Annotated in this window: 20 protein-coding genes; 5 read left to right on the forward strand and 15 right to left on the reverse strand. The window is 58.6% G+C overall.

The window, feature by feature from the left end; genetic code table 11:
* Positions 1–71 precede the first annotated feature (71 nt).
* Entirely contained in the window at positions 72–407 is a 336-nt protein-coding gene (locus I6G90_RS05255) for a polyhydroxyalkanoic acid system family protein (protein WP_182937426.1), read from the reverse strand.
* A gap of 259 nt (positions 408–666) precedes the next feature.
* Between I6G90_RS05255 and I6G90_RS05260 the strand changes: the two genes are divergently transcribed.
* Positions 667–1395 carry an FFLEELY motif protein gene (locus I6G90_RS05260; RefSeq protein ID WP_197930072.1) on the forward strand — a complete coding sequence of 243 codons (729 nt, stop codon included), beginning with the start codon at positions 667–669 and terminating at the stop codon, positions 1393–1395.
* A 94-nt stretch (positions 1396–1489) separates the two neighbouring features.
* On the opposite strand, the gene I6G90_RS05265 is transcribed toward I6G90_RS05260, so the two are convergent.
* From I6G90_RS05265 to prpB, 3 genes are read right to left on the reverse strand one after another with little or no spacing between them, the layout of a single operon-like run.
* Positions 1490–2935 carry a bifunctional 2-methylcitrate dehydratase/aconitate hydratase gene (locus I6G90_RS05265; protein WP_197930074.1) on the reverse strand — a complete coding sequence of 482 codons (1446 nt, stop codon included), beginning with the start codon at positions 2933–2935 and terminating at the stop codon, positions 1490–1492.
* Between the two features lie 10 nt (positions 2936–2945).
* Entirely contained in the window at positions 2946–4073 is a 1128-nt protein-coding gene (gene prpC, locus I6G90_RS05270) for a bifunctional 2-methylcitrate synthase/citrate synthase (protein ID WP_197930076.1), read from the reverse strand.
* Positions 4074–4083: 10 nt separating this feature from the next.
* Positions 4084–4971, reverse strand: coding sequence for a methylisocitrate lyase (gene prpB / locus I6G90_RS05275; protein WP_197930078.1), 888 nt, complete (start codon positions 4969–4971; stop codon positions 4084–4086).
* A 147-nt stretch (positions 4972–5118) separates the two neighbouring features.
* Between prpB and I6G90_RS05280 the strand changes: the two genes are divergently transcribed.
* The 4 genes from I6G90_RS05280 to rsmF all read left to right on the forward strand — a co-directional run bounded on the left by I6G90_RS05280 (position 5119) and on the right by rsmF (position 10516).
* Positions 5119–5745 carry a paraquat-inducible protein A gene (locus I6G90_RS05280; protein WP_058051958.1) on the forward strand — a complete coding sequence of 209 codons (627 nt, stop codon included), beginning with the start codon at positions 5119–5121 and terminating at the stop codon, positions 5743–5745.
* Complete coding sequence (locus I6G90_RS05285; protein WP_042655792.1) at positions 5729–6331, forward strand: paraquat-inducible protein A; 603 nt, start codon at positions 5729–5731, stop codon at positions 6329–6331. Before I6G90_RS05280 ends, I6G90_RS05285 begins: the two co-directional genes overlap by 17 nt.
* A gap of 55 nt (positions 6332–6386) precedes the next feature.
* Complete coding sequence (locus I6G90_RS05290; protein WP_197930080.1) at positions 6387–8939, forward strand: MlaD family protein; 2553 nt, start codon at positions 6387–6389, stop codon at positions 8937–8939.
* A 146-nt stretch (positions 8940–9085) separates the two neighbouring features.
* Entirely contained in the window at positions 9086–10516 is a 1431-nt protein-coding gene (gene rsmF / locus I6G90_RS05295) for a 16S rRNA (cytosine(1407)-C(5))-methyltransferase RsmF (protein WP_197930082.1), read from the forward strand.
* 225 nt (positions 10517–10741) lie between these two features.
* Here rsmF and I6G90_RS05300 read toward each other — a convergent pair whose 3' ends face one another.
* The 11 genes from I6G90_RS05300 to fabD form a co-directional block, all read right to left on the reverse strand.
* On the reverse strand, positions 10742–11026 hold the full coding sequence (locus tag I6G90_RS05300) for a RepB family protein (protein ID WP_197931161.1): 285 nt from the start codon (positions 11024–11026) through the stop codon (positions 10742–10744).
* 162 nt (positions 11027–11188) lie between these two features.
* A complete protein-coding gene (locus tag I6G90_RS05305) occupies positions 11189–12217 on the reverse strand; it encodes a site-specific integrase (RefSeq protein WP_232254413.1) in 1029 nt (342 codons plus the stop codon).
* A gap of 285 nt (positions 12218–12502) precedes the next feature.
* The gene (locus I6G90_RS05310) at positions 12503–13282 is read right to left on the reverse strand and encodes a TatD family hydrolase (protein ID WP_042062902.1); all 780 of its coding nucleotides are present in this window, start codon (positions 13280–13282) and stop codon (positions 12503–12505) included.
* A 25-nt stretch (positions 13283–13307) separates the two neighbouring features.
* Positions 13308–14255, reverse strand: a complete 948-nt coding sequence (gene holB / locus I6G90_RS05315) for a DNA polymerase III subunit delta' (protein WP_058051953.1) — start codon at positions 14253–14255, stop codon at positions 13308–13310.
* Positions 14240–14881 carry a dTMP kinase gene (tmk, locus tag I6G90_RS05320; RefSeq protein ID WP_111809294.1) on the reverse strand — a complete coding sequence of 214 codons (642 nt, stop codon included), beginning with the start codon at positions 14879–14881 and terminating at the stop codon, positions 14240–14242. Before tmk ends, holB begins: the two co-directional genes overlap by 16 nt.
* A complete protein-coding gene (gene mltG, locus I6G90_RS05325) occupies positions 14881–15882 on the reverse strand; it encodes an endolytic transglycosylase MltG (RefSeq protein ID WP_042062905.1) in 1002 nt (333 codons plus the stop codon). The genes tmk and mltG overlap by 1 nt, the downstream gene beginning before the upstream one ends.
* Positions 15872–16678, reverse strand: coding sequence for an aminodeoxychorismate lyase (pabC, locus tag I6G90_RS05330; protein WP_197930084.1), 807 nt, complete (start codon positions 16676–16678; stop codon positions 15872–15874). Before pabC ends, mltG begins: the two co-directional genes overlap by 11 nt.
* A 68-nt stretch (positions 16679–16746) precedes the next feature.
* Complete coding sequence (fabF, locus tag I6G90_RS05335) at positions 16747–17988, reverse strand: beta-ketoacyl-ACP synthase II (protein WP_197930086.1); 1242 nt, start codon at positions 17986–17988, stop codon at positions 16747–16749.
* 82 nt (positions 17989–18070) lie between these two features.
* The gene (gene acpP, locus I6G90_RS05340; RefSeq protein ID WP_005300909.1) at positions 18071–18307 is read right to left on the reverse strand and encodes an acyl carrier protein; all 237 of its coding nucleotides are present in this window, start codon (positions 18305–18307) and stop codon (positions 18071–18073) included.
* A 158-nt stretch (positions 18308–18465) separates the two neighbouring features.
* Positions 18466–19200: a 3-oxoacyl-ACP reductase FabG gene (gene fabG, locus I6G90_RS05345; protein ID WP_042062908.1), complete on the reverse strand. Its 735-nt coding sequence runs from the start codon at positions 19198–19200 to the stop codon at positions 18466–18468.
* A gap of 13 nt (positions 19201–19213) precedes the next feature.
* Positions 19214–20149, reverse strand: a complete 936-nt coding sequence (fabD, locus tag I6G90_RS05350) for an ACP S-malonyltransferase (protein ID WP_197930088.1) — start codon at positions 20147–20149, stop codon at positions 19214–19216.
* Positions 20150–20166: the final 17 nt, after the last annotated feature.

Genomic DNA, 20166 nt, shown 5'->3' on the forward strand with positions numbered 1-20166 from the left:
TGGCTTGCCTACTTATTTAAAACAGTCATCGTTCACCACAGGTTTATTTAATGCCAGTGCTACGAAAAGTTTTAAACACGTTTGGGACAAGGTAAGCGATTTTCCACATAATCGAGGATCTCCTGTTCCAGTACGCTGCGTACCGGTAACAGCATCAAGCCAAGATGCACTTCCAGTTCCAGGGTATCGTCGTCCAGGGTGAGAGTGCCATGTACCCCCGAGCCGCGAAAGCGCAGCTCGGTCTCATCTTCATCTGCCCATTCGCAGTCGAGTTGATAGCTCTCGCTCATATCCTGGGCGATGGCTTCGGCAGCGAGTCGGGCGGCGGCCAGTCCCAGCGGATGCTGACGACTGACCTGAATGGTGGAGAGTGCGCTGCTGCCAGCGAGGGAGTCGTAGAAGAACATGGTAGTTACTCTGGGTCATAAGATATTTATTGATATTAAACACATGTTCACAACAAGTGAAAGGATGGTTCACATAAATGGGACTCACTTAACAGAGTGGATGACGATGAACGCCCTCAATGGCGCACGGCATTTATTCCCTCCCCCTTGCACGCTACACTTGTCGCCAAACTGATAGAAAAAGCTGCTTGTTTTTCATTCACTTGTATCGCTATTTCTCAATTTTCCCATCAATGGGCCCAAGGCCGGAGAGCGGTAGATGACCCATCAAAAAGATGCCCACGATGACAATAGCACCCTGGGGCGGCTCTACCGCCAGCTCCATCGGGTCGCGGCCTTGCGCGAGCAGATGCGGGCTCACCCGGAAGACCAGCAGGATCGGGACCGGTTGCGCCAGTGGCAGGCCGACAGGTTGGGGCGTACCCATCGCGATCTGCTGGAGAGCGACCGCTACGGCCCTGCCGCCAAGTTTTTCCTGACCGATCTCTATGGCCCGGGGGATTGTGCCCGGCGCGATGCGGACGTGATGCGGGTGATGCCGACCGCCGAGCGACTGTTGCCTGAGTCCGGCCTCAAGGTGCTGGCACAGGCGATCGAGCTTGATGCCCTCTCCGAGGAGCTGGACTACCTGATGGTGGTGGCGCTGCGGCGCATTAACGGGCTCAACCCCATTACTGCGGAGCACTACGCTATCGCCTATCGCGCCGTGGGCGAGCAGGCGCGCCGCGAACATCAGATTGTGTTGGTAAGCGAGCTTGGCATGACGCTGGACAGGCTGGCGAGAAAGCCGCTGCTGGGCGCAACCCTCAAGCTGGTGTCAGGGCCCGCCCATCTGGCTGGGTTGGGCGAGCTCTTCTCCTTTGTCGAGCGGGGTTATCAGGTGTGTCACAAGATGGGGCGAGCTAACGAGTTTCTCGAGACCATCGCCAGTCGTGAGACAGCGATCATGACGGCGCTCTTTAACGGCGACAGCAGTGTGCTGGCCTAGTGTTGCGGTGAAGGATTAATCGCCAGAATGACAAAGCGGGCCGATGGGCCCGCTGTTCGTTTATAGCTGTTTGCCGTGGCCGATATGAGATCGGTCAGATCACCAGCAGATCCATAAAGGCATGCACCGGGGTGGCGGCAAGGCGCGGCCCGTCCTGACAGAGGGCGAGAATGTCTCTGACCCGTTTGGTCGGGAAGCGGGTGGCCAGATTGTGCTGGAATTTTTCCACCAGCAGCGGGATCCCCTCCTCCCGGCGGCGACGATGGCCGACCGGGTACTCCACCTCGACCTTGGCAGTGTGAGAGCCGTCCTTGAAGAAGATCTGGATGGCATTGGCAATGGAGCGCTTGTCTGCCTCCAGATATTCGCGGCTGTAGCGTTTGTCCTCCTGCACCACCATCTTGCCACGCAGCGCGTCGATGCGGGGATCGGCGGCCACATCATCCTCGTAATCCTCGGCGATCAGGCGCCCAAAGATCAGCGGCACCGCCACCATATATTGCAGGCAGTGATCCCGATCGGCGGGGTTGTTGAGGGCACCGACCTTGCTGATGATGCGAATGGCCGACTCATGGGTGGTGAGCTCGATGCGGTCGATCTCGTCCAGCCGTCCCTTCACCTGCTCGTGCAGCTTCATGGCGCACTCCACCGCTGTCTGGGCATGGAACTCGGCGGGATAGGAGATCTTGAACAGCACGTTCTCCATCACATAGCTGCCATACCCCTGATGCAGAGCGAACTGATTGCCCTTGAACAGCACGTCGTAGAAACCCCACTTGGGGGCGCTCAGTACGCCGGGATACCCCATCTCGCCGCTCATGGTGATAAGGGCGAGGCGCACTGCGCGGGAGGTAGCATCCCCCGCCGCCCAGCTCTTGCGCGACCCCGCATTGGGGGCATGGCGGTAGGTACGCAGGCTCTGGCCATCGACCCAGGCCTGGGAGACCGCATCGATCACCTGATCGCGGGTTCCCCCTAGCATATGAGTCACCACGGCGGTGCTGGCAACCTTGACCAGAACCACGTGATCGAGACCGACCCGGTTGAAAGAGTTCTCCAGCGCCAGCACCCCCTGAATTTCATGGGCTTTGACCATGGCCACCAGCACATCGCTCATGGTGAGCGGCGCCTTGCCTTCGGCCACGCGGGTACGGGAGAGCCAGTCGGCGGTGGCGAGAATGCCGCCCAGATTGTCTGAGGGGTGACCCCACTCGGCGGCCAGCCAGGTATCGTTGTAATCGAGCCAGCGGATGATGGCGCCGATATCCCATGCCGCTTTAACCGGATCGAGGCAAAGTTGGGTACCGGGCACCCGGGCGCCATGGGGTACCAGCGTGCCCGGCACAATGGGGCCAAGGTGCTTGGTGCACTCGGGGAAGCGCAGGGCCAGCAGGCCGCAGCCCAGGGTATCCATCAGGCAGTAGCGGGCGGTGTCGAGAGCCGCCAGGTTGGTGATGGGGTGGTTGCAGACATAATCGGCAATATCGACCAGCACCTGATCGGGCTCGGGTCTGTGGTTGACGTCGACGTTGGCGGACATCGTGACTTCCTTATCGTTGTTGTAGGGAGACAAAATGACGGGGGGCCGGGCCGACATAATCGGCGCTCGGGCGAATGATCCGGTTGTGCTCGCGCTGCTCCATCACGTGGGCGCACCAGCCGGTGACCCGCGAGCAGACGAAGATGGGGGTGAACAACTTGGTCGGGATCCCCATGTAGTGATAGGCGCTGGCATGGAAAAAGTCGGCGTTGGGAAAGAGCTCTTTCTCTTCCCACATCACCTTCTCCGCCTCGCAGGAGACGCGATAGAGGCGATTATCCCCTACCGCTTCGGCAAGTTTGGCCGACCACGCCTTGATGATAACGTTGCGTGGATCCGAGGAGCGGTAGATGGCGTGGCCAAAGCCCATGATCTTCTCCTTGGCCGCCAACTTGGCCAGCAGTTCGCGCCTTGCCTGGGCCTCATCCTGCCAGGGCTCGATCATCGCCATGGCTGCCTCGTTGGCGCCGCCATGGAGCGGGCCGCGCAGAGTGCCGATGGCGGCGGTGATGCAGGAGAACATGTCGGAAAGGGTCGAGGCGCAAACCCGCGCCGCAAAGGTGGAGGCGTTGAACTCATGCTCGGCGTAGAGGATAAGGGAGACATGCATCACCCGGCGCTCCAGCTCGCTCGGCGCTTTCTGGTGCAGCAGCGCCAGAAAGTGGCCACCGATACACTCTTCATCGGTATCGAGGGCGATGCGGACCCCTTCATGGCTGAATTTGTACCAGTAGATCAGAATGCCCGGGAAAGCAGCCAGCAGCCGATCCGCCACTTCATGCTCATGCTCGAAACCCTCTTCCGGCTCCAGATCGCCGAGCATGGAGCAGCCGGTGCGCAGCACATCCATGGGATGGGCATCGGCGGGAATACGCTCCAGCACCTCCAGCAGCGGCTGGGGCAAGGTGCGCAGGCGACGCAGCTCGCGCTTGTAGGCGTCAAGCTGCTGCTCACCGGGCAACTCCCTCTTGAGCAGCAGATAGGCGACCTCCTCGAACTGGGCGCTATCGGCCAGCTCCTTGATGTCGTAGCCGCGATAGGTAAGACCGGTACCGCTCTTGCCCACGGTGCAGATGCTGGTCTCCCCCGCACTCTGCCCGCGCAGACCTGCCCCGCCCAACGGTTTTTGCTGTCCCATAAGCTGCCTCCTATTCCTTGGCTGTAAACAGACGATCCAGTGTCTGCTCGTAGTGGTGATATCCGAGGAAGTCGTAGAGCGACTCCCGGGTCTGCATTGTCGCCACGACGGCTCGCTGATGGCCATCCTGGCGAATATGTTGATAGACGTTGAGGGCGGCCTGATTGGCGGCGCGGTTGGCACTCAAGGGGTAGAGCACCATGTCGACGCCGTGGGCAGCGAGCAGTTCCTTGTCAAACAGCTCGGTTTTGCCGAACTCGGTCATGTTGGCGAGGATCGGCACTCCAGCCGCCTGCCTGAACTGGTCATACTGGGCAAGCTCGGTCACCGCCTCGGCGAAGATCATGTCGGCCCCGGCGGCCACATAGGCGGCGGTGCGCTCAAGAGCCGACGCCATCCCTTCCACCGCCAGCGCATCTGTACGCGCCATGATGACAAACTCACTATTCTCGCGGGCATCCACTGCTGCTTTTATCCGATCACACATCTCCTCCAACGACACCACCGCCTTGTTGGGGCGATGACCACAACGCTTCTGAGCCACCTGATCTTCCATATGAACGGCGGCAACCCCGGCCCGCTCGAACGCGCGAATGGTGCGGGCGATATTGAATGCCCCACCCCAGCCGGTGTCGATATCGACCAGCAGCGGCACCCGGGTGGCCGCGGTGATCCGTTCTGCATCGATCAGCACATCGTTGAGGGAGGTCATGCCGAGATCCGGCAAGCCGTAGGAGGCGTTAGCCACCCCGGCACCGGAGAGATAGAGGGCTTGAAAACCGCTGCGCTCGGCCATCAGCGCCATATAGGCATTGATGGTGCCGACGATCTGCAGGGGCCGTTCATTGGCGAGGGCGGTGCGAAAGCGCAGGCCTGCCGAGGGGGACAAACTGGACATCATGACTCCTTTCACCTGTCTAGTCTGGCTATCTAATATCACGTTTACGTTAACGTCAATTATACTTTCGTAACATTCCGGCCGCAGGCAAGACAGGAAACCGGTTTTAGGGTAAATTTCACCAATTCCTTCAACAGGTTGAATTGTATGATGGAGCCCGGTTCCGTGATTGTCTGTCCGGCGTGCGACTTGCTGATCCAGCGCAAGGCGCTGCCGTTGCGTCGTCATGCCCACTGCCCACGTTGTCACCAGCATCTCTATGGCCGTTATGCCTTTCGTCCCTCCCAGTTGATGGCGCTGACCATCACCGGTTTTTTGTTGCTGCCCTCCGCGTTTTTTGAGCCGCTGATCTATCTGCGGCTGGCGGGGGTCAACTCCGATGCCGATCTGCTGCGCGGGATCCTGGTGCTTTTTGGCGAAGGGGAGTTTTGGGTGGCCTCTTTGGTGCTCTGGTGCGCCGTTCTGGCGCCGGTAGGATTGTTGGCGGGGATCTTTGCGCTGGCATCTGGCATGGCCAAGCGTTGGCATATCCTTGCGCCCACCTTGAAGATGGTCGAGGTGTTTCGCCACTGGGCCATGCTGGAGGTCTATATCGTCAGCCTGCTGGTCGCCCTGTTCAAACTGATCGATATCGCCGATGTGCGCCTCGGTGGCGGGCTGCTCAGCCTCGGCATTCTGATGCTGCTTAACATGACCCTGCTGATCCTGTTTGACCCCGCCCCCTACTGGGCGCGGATCCCGTTAAAGGAGCCGGAACATGACCAGCGCCCGTGAGATGGGGCTGTGCGGCTGCCAAACTTGCGGCCTGCTGGTCCGTTATCGGTTCCACGCCGTTTGTCCCCGCTGCGGCAGCAAGCTGCAGGTGCGCATCCCCCGCTCCCTTGCCTGGTCATGGGGCTTGCTGGCTCTCGCCACCTTCATGTTGCTGCCTGCCAACCTGCTGCCCATTACCCACTTCTATAACAAGGGGCTGCTGCAATCCGATACCATCTTCAGCGGTATCATGATGCTCTATCGCAGCAAAATGAGCGGGATTGCCACTATCGTCCTCACCGCCAGCATACTGGTGCCGGTGGGCAAGATATTGGGGCTGGGCTGGATCTGCTGGCAACTGCAGCGGACCAAACCGGTGCGGCGCAAGCGCCAGCTGGTGATGTACCGGGTGATCGATTTTATCGGCCGCTGGTCGATGCTGGACCTGTTCGTGATCTCGCTGATGGTGGCGCTGGTCGATCGGGGCGTCCTGCTGAGTGTTCGCGCAGGCCCCGGTGCCACCGCCTTTGCCGGTGTGGTGGTGTTGACCATGATGTCGGCCCGCATGCTCGATACCCGTTTACTGTGGGACAAGGCGGCCCGTTGATGAATTCTCTGTTTTTGTGTGATGTGCTGTTTAATCCAGCCAATAAGGAGTCGGTATGATCGGGGCTGAACCCGTCATTGAAAAGCGTCGCTGGTTATCGCCGGTCTGGCTGTTACCCCTGATTGCCCTGCTGCTGGCAGGTGGCTTTCTCTATCAGCAGGTATTGAGCCGTGGCCAGCTTATCCAGATCAACTTCGCGCAAGGCAACGGCATCTTGCCGGGCAAAACCCAGATTCGTTATCAGGGGGTGGCCATCGGCGTGGTGCAGGAGCTGGAGCTGGCCGAAGATGGTCGCAAGATTGCGGTCATGGCCAAGATTGACAGCCGTGCCAGACCGCTGATCCGCAAGGGATCCGATTTCTGGCTGGTGAGCCCCAAGGCATCGCTGACCGAGATCTCCGGCCTCGATACCCTGGTCTCCGGCAACTACATCAACCTGCAGCCGGGGCGTGAAAGCAATCCGCTGGAGGAGACCTTCGATGCGCTGGAGGGTCCTCCCCCCGGCTATCAGGCTCAAGGGCGGATGCTGCACCTGACTGCCGATTCGCTGGGCTCGGTGGGGATTGGCGCCAAGCTCTATTTCCGCGGCATCGAGGTGGGCAGCGTCATCAATACCCGCCTTGGTCAGGACAACCAGAACGTCATTCTGGATCTGGTGATCGAGCCGCGTTTCGAACATCTGGTCAAAGCCGACACCCGCTTCTGGAACATCAGCGGCATCAAGGGCTCCTTCAGTCTGGCCGGGGTGAGCGTGGAGGCTGGCAGCCTCACCTCCATCCTGAGCGGTGGCATCGCCTTTGATTCGCCCAAGGATTCACCAGAGCCGGAAAAAGGGCAGCTGTTCACTCTCTACAAAGGGCTGGCGGAAGCGGCGCGCGGCGAGCGCATCGAGATAGCTGCAGGCGATCTCCCGATCAAGGAGGGGATGCCCATCCTCTACGAGGGGATCGAGATTGGTCGTATCGACCCCATTCGTCTCACCGACAAGGGACGGGTGGTAACGGCGCTGATCAACCCGGAGCAGGCTTACCGCATTACCGACAAGAGCCAGTTGGTGTGGGAGAGTGTCGCCCTCTCCGCGACCGGCGTGCAGCATGCGGATCGCCTGCTCTCCGGCCCGGCCATTCGCCTTGACTATGTGGCGGGCAAACCGGCACACCAGATGACCCTGACCGATCGCGCCCCCCAGAGTGGCACCAAGGTGACGCTGCAGGCTGACGATCTGGCGGGGCTCAATCAGGATGCGCCGGTCTGGTACAAGGGATTGCAAGTGGGCCGCATCAGCCAGCTCACTCTGGATGCGCGCGGCAATGCCAGTGTCGAGCTGGTGATGGCGCCGAACTACGGCCATCTGCTCAACCGTGCCCGCTTCTATCGCGCGGCCCCGCTGCAGATCGATGCCGATCTGAGCGGTATCAAGGTAGAAACCAGTCCGGCCAGTGCCTGGCTGGGAGGCGGGATCAAGCTGCTCCAGGCCAGCAGTGGCGAGCGGATTAATCGTCTCTACCCGAGTCAGGAGCTGGCTCTGCTTGGTACCCGTGATGCCAAGCCCCAGCGCTGGTTGCTCAAGGCAGATCAGGCCGATGGCATCGGCATTGGCTCACCCGTGCTCTATCTGGGGCTGGAAGCGGGCAAGGTCAAACAGCTGCGCGCCGCCAAAGAGGGGGTCGAGATCGAGCTAGAAATTGATGGCGTGTATGCCCCCCTCCTCGCCCAACAACCGCAATTCTGGAAGAAAGCGGCCATCGATACCCGGGTCGGGATTGATGGCGTCAAGGTCAAGGTCGGTAATCTGGCGACCCTGTTGCGCGGTGCCATCGAGTTCGACCGGCTGGTCAATGGCCGTAGCAGCCATCAGCTGTTTGACAGTAAAGAGCAGGCCCGTGCGAAAGTACGCACCCTCTCTCTGGTCGCTGATAACAACCCGGGGCTCGGGATTGGCAGCCCGATCCGCTATCGCGGGGTCGATATCGGCAAAATTGAAGAGATTGAGCTGGAGCCGTCATTGGGCCAGGTGATCTTCAAGGCGGAGCTCGATGGTCACTACGCCGAGCGCTTCCTGCAATCCGGCGCCCGCTTTACCCTGGTGCAAGCCAAGTTGGGGCTGGGCGGTGTTGCGCACCTCGATACCCTGATCAAGGGGGCGTTCGTAGAAGCACAACCCGGTAAAGGCGCTGGCAAAGATCGCTTCCCCTTGAGTCAGGTTGGCCCGGTGGGTCTGGCCCTGACCCTCAAGAGCCCCTCCGTCAATGGCCTGAGCGTCGGTAGCCCGCTGCTGTTTCGCAAGATGGTGGTCGGCAGTGTCACCCAGGTGGCGCTGGCTCGGGATGGCAGCGAGGTGGTGATCGACGTCAGCGTGGAGAAAGAGTACGCCCATCTGGTGCGGGCCAACTCCCGTTTCTGGAATGTCTCCGGGGTCAAGGCGGATATCGGCCTGACCGGCGGCACCATCGAAGTGGAAACCGTGCAGAGCCTGCTGGCTGGCGGCATCGCCTTCAATACCCCGGAGAAAGAGATGGGACCGACCGTCAAGGCGGGCCACAGCTATCCGCTCTACGGCAAAGCCGAGAAAGAGTGGCTGGAGTGGAGCCCGCGCATCCAGCCCTGATCCCTCCCCTTTGCGTATATCCTCCAAGCCCGGCCTCGCGCCGGGCTTTTTTATATTCCGAGGCCTGTTGACGGTGTTCAGATTCAGAATATTCCTAGCCTTGTGGTAGGATATCGCCCCTCATTTTCGGTCAACGAGACGGCACCGTGCACGACAACACCTTCCTTCCCGACTACTTTTTACGCCACATTGCGGCCATCATGCCGGCCCATCTCTCGATGGATGAGTTTGTGGCCAGTTGTCGACGTCCGCTGCGCCGCAGCATTCGGGTCAATACCTTGAAGATCGCCGTCTCCGACTTCGTCGCGCTGATGCAGCCACTGGGCTGGCAGCTCGACCCGGTGCCCTGGTGTGACACCGGCTTCTGGTTGACCCGCAGCGATGAAACCGTCCCCCTTGGCAACACCGCCGAGCATCTGAGCGGGCTGTTCTACATTCAGGAAGCGAGCTCCATGCTGCCGGTGACGGCGCTCTTTGCCAGCGACAAGATCAAAGCGGACGGCATGTTGCTGGATGCGGCGGCGGCCCCCGGCTCCAAGACCACCCAGATCGCCGCCCTGATGAACAATCAGGGGATGCTGGTTGCCAACGAGTTTTCCAGCAGCCGGCTCAAGGTGCTGAGCGCCAACATCCAGCGTTGCGGTGTGACCAATGTGGGCATGACCCATTTTGATGCCAAGGTGTTTGGCCAGTGGTTGCCGGAGACCTTCGACGCCATCCTGCTCGACGCACCCTGCTCCGGCGAAGGGACGGTGCGCAAGGATGAAGATGCCCTGCGCAACTGGAGCATCGAGAGCATCGACGAAATCGCGGCGGTGCAGCAAGGGTTGCTGGAGAGCGCCTTCCATGCCTTGAAACCGGGCGGCGTACTGGTCTACTCCACCTGCACCTTGAGTCAGCAGGAGAATCAGGCGGTCTGCCAATCCCTGCTGGACAAGTTTGGCGATGCCTTGAGTTTTGACTCGCTGGCCGACCTGTTCCCTCATGCAGAGCTGGCCTGCACATCCGAAGGATACCTGCACGTTTGGCCCCAGATCTTCGACAGTGAAGGCTTTTTCGTCGCCAGATTGCGCAAGCATCACTCGGTGCCCAACACCATGTTCAAGCCGGGCAAGCTCGGCAAATTCCCCTTTGCGCCGCTACCGGCCAAAGAGGCGGAACCCATGTTGCGCGACATTGAAGCCAACTTTGGTGTGACGCCTCAAGGGCAGCTGTTTGGTCGCAATGACGAGATCTGGCTCTTCCCCAAGCGGTTTGATCAGGTACAGGGCAAGCTGCGTTTCGATCGCATCGGCATCAAGCTGGCCGAGACCTTCAAGAAAGGCTATCGCCTCACTCATGAGTGGGCGCTGGCCTATGGTGATCAAGCGAGCAAGGGCGTGGTCGAACTGGACAGCGCCAATGCGCGGGAATTCATGATGGGGCGGGATGTCTGGCCAGAGCAGGATGCTGGCGCTGGCGAGGTGATCGTCCGCTATCAGGGGCATACCCTGGGAATGGGGAAATGGGTTGGCAGTCGGGTCAAGAATGCCCTCCCCCGCGAGCTGGTGCGTGACAACAATCTGTTCAATGCATAGTGGGTTGTTCGGTGCATAAGCACTTGAACGAGTCTGGATACCCACACTGCGGTTGAACTTTTATCGGGATCTTGAAAAGCCTTGAGCCTTGTCTAAGCTTAAGGCAATCCGAACACCAGTTAGCGCACGGCTCTGCAAGGAGCCAATTCCCCTATGCCAGGTACAAGGAATTCGTACCTGGCTTTTTTTATCTCTTATCAAATGGCCGTTGCTTCACTCTTGGCTCTATTCAACAGTCTCTTCGACCTGTGTGGACACTCTGTTTTCAAACAGGGGTTCCCTGCCCAGCTCATGTTGATAGAGCAGATCGATCGCCTGTTCGACCAGTGATGCCTGACTATCTTCGAGATGGATACCCAGAGCAGCCAATCGCTCGGCATGGCGATTGCTGATCCAGCATTGCAATCGGGTGTGGGTCTCCTGCTTGCGTTTTACATGCTGGCGCTGCCGTTCGGCATTGTTTTGTGGGGCCGCTTCTTGCTCTTCACGCACTGTCATTTCCTGGCTCATATGTCCTTGCGATATCCAAATTCCGGATTTGTTATCTCTCATCACCTGCCCTTATTCATTGGAAGATGCCCCTTCCATCTTGGGCTGTTGGTTTGCGTGGCAAATATATCATCAGATCAACAAGATATCATTTAACATAAAAAATGAAGTGACGCAGTCGTGTTAAAGCAAGCCGTCGAGAGCATGATCGGAGAACTTATGGGCGTCATCGAAGTATTCTTGCAGGGTCCGCATATCCTTGTGGCGTGTCACCTCGATGATCTTGTTCATCGGTTTGCCAGCAGTGACTGCCGAGGTGATAAATCCGCGGCGCAGGCTGTGGCCACTGACGTAGAGATTGTCGATGGCTTGACCGGTTCGCCGCTTGATCATCAGATTGATGCCCTGGGGACCGAGTGGTTCGGCCATCAATTGGCCCCAGCGATTCATGCGCCGAAACAGCGGCCCCTCGCTGATCCGGCTTTTGTGCAGCCAGTTTTGCAGTGCCGATACGGGGCAGTAGTGCTTGCCCGGGATCAGGGCTATCTCGGTTTCATGCAGCTGATGCTTGCTCGGTTTGAGACGAAGACGGATCCCCTGCCCCACAAAATCGAGATCGCTCACTTCAATTCGCGCCGCTTCCGAGCGACGCAAGGCGCCACTGAACATCAGCAGTAGCAGGGTGTGATCGCGCAATCCCGCCAGATCGTGGGTGTCGATGCCATCGAGCACCTGGGTCAATGGTTGCAATGTCAGGGCACCTGTTTTGCGCTTGCGGTTATCTCCCAATCTGACAATTCCGCGCATCATCTCCTTGATTTCGGGATGTTCGGTGGGCATGGGATGAATGCCTTTCTGCTTGAAGGCATAACGGATCCCCGCCAGACGCCTTACCAGAGTTGCCGGTTTTCTAGGTTCACCGTTACGCAGCTCCCCCTTCCCCTCCTCTTTATCCAGCCATACCCAGTCGGCCAATACGCCATCGGCCTGATCTGCCAGAAAGTTCATGATGTCGTGATGGGTAGTTTGCAGCGGATCCAGCCCGTGCAATTGGCACCAGAAGACAAAAATACGGGTATCCGCCTGATAGGCATTGAGGGTGGAATCCGCTTTTGCACTGCGTAAAAAGCGGCGTGCCCGACTATTTAGCTGTGCATCGAAGACAGTCTGCAGTGACTGATGAGCCGGACTGGACAAGGTTGGATATGCCACGGAACACTATGATTCATATGAAGTTTGAGAGGATCTTACAGGATCCTTCATACACATCAAGTATCGATAATGAATATTATCGATACTTATAGCATGCTGTTTTAATACCCTTTGGCCACGGTGAATAGACGAAACATCGGAATATTATTCGACCCAGTTTTGTATGGATGAAGGAATTGAATTGGCTGAATATGTGAGAGATAACGTAGTGCGGAGTTGATATTCAGGTGGGTAATCAGCTTGGCATTTGAAATAAAAGAAGCCCCGGACAACGGGGCTTCTGTGTTATTTTTTCGCCAGCTTGAACAGTTCAAAGAAATTTCGGCTGGTCGCTTCTGCCAATTCGCTAAGCGGGATCTGACGCAGGTCGGCAATAAACTGGGCAACATCACGCACAAAGGCGGGTTCGTTCTCCCTCCCCCGATGCGGAACGGGAGCAAGATAGGGCGAGTCGGTCTCGACCAGCAATCGCTCGAGGGGCAGTGCCTTGACCACGGCTTGCAAGGCGGACGCATTTTTGAAGGTGGCGATCCCGGAGATGGAGATATAGAAGCCCATCGCCATCGCCGCTTGTGCCATCTCGAGGGATTCGGTGAAGCAGTGCAGCACACCGCCAACCTGATCAGCTCCCTCTTCACGCATGATCTGCAAGGTATCTTGCTGGGCATCGCGAGTGTGGATGATCAGCGGCTTGTTCAGGGCGCGGGCAACCCGGATATGCTCGCGGAAGGAAGCCTGCTGTACCTCTTTGTTCTCGGGGGAGTAGAAGTAGTCGAGACCGGTCTCGCCGATGGCGATCACTCTCTCATCTGCCGCCTGGGTCAGCAACAGGGCGGCATCCACACCGGGTTCCTGATTGAGCGGGTGTACCCCGCAAGAGGCAAACACCTGGGGATAGGGGGCAATCGCCTCGAGCATGGTCGGAAATTGTGCCTGAGTGACACTGACACAGAGAAAATATCCCACATCCAGTTTCGCGGCCTTGGCCAGTACATCGGCCATGCTGGTCTGCTTGCTGCCATAGCTGAGGCGATCGAGATGACAGTGGGAATCAACGAGTAACATATAAAACCTTTCTGCTTGTCGGTACTTATAACCAGCGACTGAGCCAGTTCATCAAATGGATGGTGGGATTGGAGAGCTGTCCCGGCTGGCAAGCGGCCTTGAGGGCAACCAACTGCTGCTCTGCTTCCAGCAGTTTTTCGCTGGAGTGCTGCTCCGCCAACCGCTGACTCAAGATTGCCAGATCCGGCATTGCCAGTTGATGGTGACCACATCCGGCCTGAGTTTTCAGGGCATCGCACAAGAAGAGCTGCAACCAGTGCAACCTGACCTGCGTCTCCTGACCCAGCTGGCTGCACAGTGCCGTCGCCTTGACCGGACTTTGACTCAGGGCGACAAACTGTTCCAGCAGTTCGCGGCGAGTACCGTCCTGTTGCTGCTCGATATAGTCGAGTACCCGCAGCGGGGCCCCCTGACAGATCCGCACCTGAGCCAACGTGGCCTGATGACCCTGCTCGGCCAGCCAGCGTACCGTTTCCCCTTCCGCAGGCAACTGACAGACATGTTTATGACAGCGACTGAGAATGGTGGGGAGCAGCCGCGAAACCTGGGAGGCAATCAGCAACAGCAAGCTGTCCCCGGCCGGCTCTTCCAGGGTTTTCAGCAAGGCGTTGGCCGCCGATTCGGTCATCCGCTCTGCATCAGGAATGATCACCACCTTGCCGCGGCCGAGCTGGGCAGAGCCCTGCAGCCGGGTGCAGATCTCGCGAATGGCCTCGACCCCGATGGTCTTGCTGTCGCGAGCGATGGTGCCGAGATCCGGGTGGTTACCCTTGTCAAACAGCTGGCAAGAGTGGCAGTGACCGCAGGGTTCTCCGCGATCGGGGTGTTGGCAAAGGTGCAAACGCGCCAGCCGCTCGGCCAGCTGCTCCTTGCCAAGACCGGGATCGCCGAGCAGCAACCAGGCGTGGCCGAGACGACCTGACTGGGCCGTCAGGCTCAGGGCATGCCAGTCGGGGATCAGCCAGGGATACATAGCGGCTCGTTCGACAGATAGTGATCCAATGCACGCTCGATGGCTGTTTTGACCAGATCCGGCGTTTGCGCCGCATCGATCACCACAATGGAATCATCCTTGGCGGCCAGTTCGAGATAACGCGCTCGGGTACGCTCGAAGAAGCTCAGTTGCTCCAGTTCGATGCGATCCAGCTCGCCACGATGGCGAGCGCGCTGCAAGCCAAGGGCGGGATCGATATCGAGATAGAGGGTGAGATCCGGCTTGAAGTTGCCGAGCACTGCCTGCTTGATGGCACCGATGAGCTGGGCATCGATACCGCGACCACCGCCCTGATAAGCCTGGGAGGAGAGATCGTGGCGATCTCCCACCACCCAGACACCATCGGCCAGCGCGGGCTTGATGCGGGTCTCCACCAGTTGTACCCGGGAGGCATACATCAGTAGCAGCTCGGCTTCGATGGTGAGACGCTCGTCGTGCACCTCTTTGACGATGGCACGCATCCGCTCGGCCAGCGGCGTACCACCCGGCTCGCGGGTGCACTCGATCCGGTCGATGCCGTGGTGTTGCAGATAGTCTGTGACGTAACGTACGGCAGAGCTCTTCCCTGCCCCTTCCAAACCTTCAATAACAATAAATTTAGACATCAGGATTTCTTCAATATGTATTCGCGAACCGCCCGATTGTGTTCATCGAGGGTCTTGGAGAAATAGTGGGCACCGCCCCCCTTGGCGACAAAGTAGAGATAGTCAGTCGATTTGGGGTTGAGCGCTGCTTCGATGGAGGCCTTGCCCGGCATGGCGATAGGCGTGGGCGGCAGACCGTCGATCACATAGGTGTTGTAGGGATTCTTGTCGGTCAGATCACTGCGGCGAATGTTGCCATCGTAGCGATCCTTCACCCCGTAAATGACGGTTGGATCAGTCTGCAACTTCATGCCCAGACGCAGACGGTTGACGAATACGGAGGCGATCTGCGCCCGCTCATCCGGCTGGCCGGTCTCTTTCTCGATGATGGAGGCCATGATCAGCGCCTCATAGGGCGTTTTGTAAGGCAGGTTGGCCTGACGTTTCTCCCAGCTCTGCTGCAGGAAGGTCTCCATATCCTGATGGGCGCGGCGCAAGATCGAGAGATCGCTGGCATGGGTGGTATAAGCGTAAGTTTCCGGCAGGAACCACCCCTCCAGCTTGCCATTCTCGATGCCGAGCTCCTGCGCCAGATCGGCTTCGGATTGCTCAACGGTCAACCGCTCGAGATAAGGAGCGCTGGCGAGCTGCTTCTGCCAATCCTCGAAACGGGAGCCTTCAACGAAAGTGAGGCTGAAGTGAAACTCCTTGCCCGATGCAAACAGAGAGAGGGTCTCCTTGAGAGGTGCCCCTTCCTTGATCTCGTAGGTGCCCGATTTGATGGCCACCAGTTCGGGATGGCCGCGCAGCCAGAGCCGCACCGCCCACGGGCTGGTTTCCCCCTCCCCCAGTTCGGCGATCAGGCGCGCCGCATGGGCGCCTTTCTCCACCGTATAGAGCCGGGTCGGCCCCTTGTTGGTGAGCGTCTCCACCTGTTGCCATTTGTGATATACATAGCCCCCGGCGACGGCCACAGTCAGTGCCGCCCCCGCGAGCAGGGTGTAAAGCCGATTAAACTTCAATGACCAAACGCTCCTGTAAACGGCGACTCAATACCGCTGCGGGATAATGAATATCCTCGATGCCGTTGACCGGCACCACCCCCATCAGGGTATTGGTGAGCCACACCTCTTCCGCCTGCCATAGTGACTCCAGCGGAGCCTCTACCACACGCAACTCAATACTCATCTGTTTCAGCATCGCCATCACCTGGCGGCGCATGATGCCATCGACACCACCGCGGGCCAGATCCGGCGTAAACACCGTCTTGCCCCGACGCCAAAACAGATTGGCACTGACCCCTTCGGTCAGAAAACCGCGGCTGTTAAGCACTATCCCTTCGACTGCATCACGGCTGACAAGTTCGCTTTTCAGCAACACCTGCTCCAGACGATTCAAGGTTTTAAGCCCGGCCAGCATGGGCGCATCGCCGATCCGCTGGCGGCACACCACCATCTCAATCCCCTGCTGTTGCCACTGGCCATAGTGGGTAGGAAATGGCGCCAGGCTGACAATGCGGGTCGAGTGCTGACATCCGCTGCCATCATAGCCCCTGCCACCCTCGCCGCGGGTCAGGATCACCTTGGCCACGCATTGTGGCTGGTTGGCCACCATCTCTTCAACCTCCTGGCTCAACAGACCCCAGTCAGGATCAGCCAATCCCAGCCAGTTGTTGGCCTGCTGCAGCCGTGCAAGATGGGCAGGCCACTGCAACACACGACCATCCCTGACCGCCATGGTGGTGAAATGACCGTCACCATAGGCCAGCCCCCGATCATGGGCCGAGATGGTATCAAGCTTCATTCCATTGATAAGCAAAGGGATCCCTCCGATAAAAAAGGCCCGATACCGGCAGTATCGGGCCTGTGTCTTTGCCCTGCGGCAAATTATACGCGTTTGAAGATCAGCGAGCCATTGGTGCCGCCAAATCCAAACGAGTTGGAGAGGGCGTACTCGAAGCTGCCTGACTTGGCCACGTGGGGCACCAGATCCAGATCGCACTCTTCATCCGGGTTGTCCAGGTTGATGGTGGGTGGCGCCACCTGATCACGCAGAGCCAACACTGTGATGATCGCCTCGATGGCACCGGCTGCGCCCAGCAGGTGACCGGTCATGGACTTGGTGGAGCTGATCATCAGGGATGTGGCATGCTCGCCAAACACCGACTTCATGCCACGCAGCTCGGCAACGTCACCCAGCGGGGTGGAGGTGCCGTGGGCGTTGATGTAACCAATCTGCTCGGGAACAATGCCTGCATCCTTGATGGCATTTTTCATGGCGCGGGCGCCACCGTTGCCATCAGCGGGAGGCGCAGTCATGTGGTAGGCATCGCCGCTCATGCCAAAACCGACCAGCTCGGCGTAAATCTTGGCGCCACGAGCCTTGGCGTGTTCGTACTCTTCCAGCACCAGCACACCGGCACCGTCACCCAGCACAAAACCGTCGCGATCCTTGTCCCACGGACGGCTCGCCTTTTGCGGCTCGTCATTGCGGTTGGAGAGCGCCTTGGCCGCCGCGAAACCGCCCATCCCCATCGGGGTGGAGGCTTTCTCAGTGCCGCCGGCCACCATCACGTCCGCATCACCGTAAGCGATCATCCGACCCGCCATGCCGATGGCATGGGTACCGGTGGTACAGGCGGTGGTCACGGCAATGTTCGGCCCTTGCAGACCTTTCATGATGGAGAGATGACCGGACACCATATTGATGATGGTGGACGGTACGAAGAAGGGGCTCAGCTTGCGCGGGCCACCGTTGATCAGGCTGCTGTGGTTCTGTTCAATCAGACCCAGACCGCCGATACCGGAGCCAATCGCCACGCCGACACGCTCGGCATTCTCTTCATTGATGATCAGGCCGGAATCATCCAGCGCCTGGATCCCCGCCGCCACGCCGTACTGGATAAAGAGATCCATCTTGCGGGCTTCTTTGCGGTTGATGCCGTATTGCTCGGGATCGAAATCTTTGACCAGACCTGCGAAGCGGGTTGCGAACTCGCTGGCATCAAAGTGATCGATAAGGGAAATGCCGCTCTGCCCGTTGAGCAGTGCTTGCCAGCTGGATTCGGCAGTGTTACCCACCGGGGAAAGCATCCCCAAGCCGGTCACCACGACTCTGCGTTTTGACACTGAGGTAGTCTCCGAGAGGTGATTTGAAAGGAAACAAATACAAAAGAAGCGGCCCTTGGGCCGCTTCTTTCAGAACAGGAACTTATTCCTGATTAGCGGTGATGTAATCGATAGCCGCTTGAACAGTGGTGATCTTCTCGGCTTCTTCATCAGGAATTTCGGTATCGAATTCTTCTTCCAGCGCCATTACCAGTTCAACGGTATCCAAAGAGTCAGCGCCCAGGTCGTCGACGAAGGAGGCAGCGTTCTTGACGTCTTCTTCTTTAACACCCAGTTGTTCGATGATGATTTTCTTTACGCGTTCTTCGATGTTGCTCATGACCTGAATTTTCCTTTAAAAATACGCTATTTGCGTCTGGTTGGGGTAGTTTATTCAATTGACGTGAGTTTGCAAGTAGCTTGCCGCTGGTCAAACCACGAAATGTGCCAAACTTCGGCGTACTATCGCAAATTTGAACAGATCTCACGACAAATTGATTACACCATGTACATCCCGCCATTAACATGCAGGGTTTCGCCGGTGATATAGGCTGCTTCATCAGAAGCCAAGAATACCACAGCTGCGGCAATTTCTTTTGGATCACCCAAACGGGCGGCAGGCACCTGACTCATGATGCCGGCACGTTGATCGTCATTCAGGGCACGGGTCATGTCGGTTTCGATGAAACCGGGGGCAACCGCGTTCACTGTGATACCACGGGATGCCACTTCCCGCGCCAACGATTTGGTAAAACCAACCAGACCCGCCTTGGCGGCAGCATAGTTGACCTGACCCGCATTGCCCATGGTGCCGACCACGGAACCAATGCTGATGATGCGACCGTGACGTTTCTTCATCATGGCACGCAACACCGGTTTGCTCAGACGGTAGAGCGAGGTCAGATTGGTATCGATGATCTCGTTCCACTCGTCATCTTTCATCCGCATCAACAGGTTGTCACGGGTGATGCCCGCGTTGTTGATCAGAATGTCGATGTCGCCAAAGCGCGCCTTGATGGCGGCAAAGACGGCTTCGATGGATTCCTGGCTGGTCACGTTAAGCGCCATGCCGCAACCATGGTCGCCCAGATAGGCGCTGATCGCCTCGGCACCGCTTTCGCTGGTCGCCGTGCCAACCACTTTTGCGCCACGGGCCGCAAATGTTTCGGCAATCGCACGGCCGATGCCACGACTGGCACCGGTCACCAACACAACCTTATCGGTAAAACTCATCACTTGCTCCTGTTTACTTGATCTGGGCCAGCGCCTGCTCGAAAGAGGTGGCATCGTTGGCGTGAATACCTTCCACACGCTTGTCGATGCGCTTGGCGAGCCCGGTCAGCACTTTGCCCGGTCCCATCTCGATCTCGAGGGTTACGCCCTCATTGGCCATCCGCTCGACAGTCTCGGTCCAACGAACCGGGCTGAACAGCTGACGCACCAGCGCTTGCTTGATGGCGGCCGGATCCTGTTCACAGGATACGTCGACATTATTGATGACCGCGATGGTTGGAACCTTGATCTCGATCCCGTCCAGCGCAGCTGCCAGTTTTTCTGCGGCAGGTTTCATCAGCGCGCAGTGAGATGGCACGGAGACCGGCAGCGGCAGCGCACGCTTGGCGCCTGACTCTTTCATCAGCACATTGGCGCGTTCGACCGCTTCCTTGTGACCGGCGATAACCACCTGGCCCGGGGAGTTGAAGTTGACCGGAGAGACCACCTGCCCTTGTGCTGCTTTTTCGCAGTTAGCCGCGATGGAGTCGTTGTCCAGACCGATGATGGCGGCCATGGCGCCGGTGCCTTCCGGTACCGCTTCCTGCATGGCCAGGCCACGCAGCTCGACCAGTTTTACCGCATCGGCAAAATCGAGTGCGCCGCTGCAAACCAGCGCGGAGTACTCACCCAGGCTGTGGCCCGCCATCACGGCAGGCGTTGCCCCACCCTGCTGTTGCCACAGACGCCACAGGGCGACAGAGGCGGTCAGCAGCGCCGGCTGGGTGCGCCAGGTTTTGTTCAGATCTTCAACCGGACCATCCATCACCAGGGCAAACAGGTCATAACCCAGCACCTGGCTCGCCTCGGCGAAGGTCTCCTTGATCACGGCATGTTTTTCGGCCAGCTCGGCCAGCATGCCAACGGACTGGGAACCTTGTCCCGGGAAGGCAATGGCAAATTGGGTCATCATTGATTCCTTTTAGA

The organism is Aeromonas allosaccharophila (assembly GCF_016026615.1).
Lineage (GTDB): Bacteria > Pseudomonadota > Gammaproteobacteria > Enterobacterales > Aeromonadaceae > Aeromonas > Aeromonas allosaccharophila.

What these genes read in the sequence shown, in the direction of transcription:
- acpP (WP_005300909.1), bottom strand. Translation starts at nt 18,307, where the DNA reads ATGAGCAACATCGAAGAACGCGTAAAGAAAATCATCATCGAACAACTG.
- I6G90_RS05260 (WP_197930072.1), top strand. Translation starts at nt 667, where the DNA reads ATGACCCATCAAAAAGATGCCCACGATGACAATAGCACCCTGGGGCGG.
- I6G90_RS05265 (WP_197930074.1), bottom strand. Translation starts at nt 2,935, where the DNA reads ATGTCCGCCAACGTCGACGTCAACCACAGACCCGAGCCCGATCAGGTG.
- I6G90_RS05300 (WP_197931161.1), bottom strand. Translation starts at nt 11,026, where the DNA reads ATGAGCCAGGAAATGACAGTGCGTGAAGAGCAAGAAGCGGCCCCACAA.
- prpC (WP_197930076.1), bottom strand. Translation starts at nt 4,073, where the DNA reads ATGGGACAGCAAAAACCGTTGGGCGGGGCAGGTCTGCGCGGGCAGAGT.
- fabD (WP_197930088.1), bottom strand. Translation starts at nt 20,149, where the DNA reads ATGACCCAATTTGCCATTGCCTTCCCGGGACAAGGTTCCCAGTCCGTT.
- I6G90_RS05285 (WP_042655792.1), top strand. Translation starts at nt 5,729, where the DNA reads ATGACCAGCGCCCGTGAGATGGGGCTGTGCGGCTGCCAAACTTGCGGC.
- I6G90_RS05280 (WP_058051958.1), top strand. Translation starts at nt 5,119, where the DNA reads ATGATGGAGCCCGGTTCCGTGATTGTCTGTCCGGCGTGCGACTTGCTG.
- I6G90_RS05255 (WP_182937426.1), bottom strand. Translation starts at nt 407, where the DNA reads ATGTTCTTCTACGACTCCCTCGCTGGCAGCAGCGCACTCTCCACCATT.
- I6G90_RS05310 (WP_042062902.1), bottom strand. Translation starts at nt 13,282, where the DNA reads ATGTTACTCGTTGATTCCCACTGTCATCTCGATCGCCTCAGCTATGGC.
- tmk (WP_111809294.1), bottom strand. Translation starts at nt 14,881, where the DNA reads ATGTCTAAATTTATTGTTATTGAAGGTTTGGAAGGGGCAGGGAAGAGC.
- I6G90_RS05290 (WP_197930080.1), top strand. Translation starts at nt 6,387, where the DNA reads ATGATCGGGGCTGAACCCGTCATTGAAAAGCGTCGCTGGTTATCGCCG.
- fabG (WP_042062908.1), bottom strand. Translation starts at nt 19,200, where the DNA reads ATGAGTTTTACCGATAAGGTTGTGTTGGTGACCGGTGCCAGTCGTGGC.
- prpB (WP_197930078.1), bottom strand. Translation starts at nt 4,971, where the DNA reads ATGTCCAGTTTGTCCCCCTCGGCAGGCCTGCGCTTTCGCACCGCCCTC.
- holB (WP_058051953.1), bottom strand. Translation starts at nt 14,255, where the DNA reads ATGTATCCCTGGCTGATCCCCGACTGGCATGCCCTGAGCCTGACGGCC.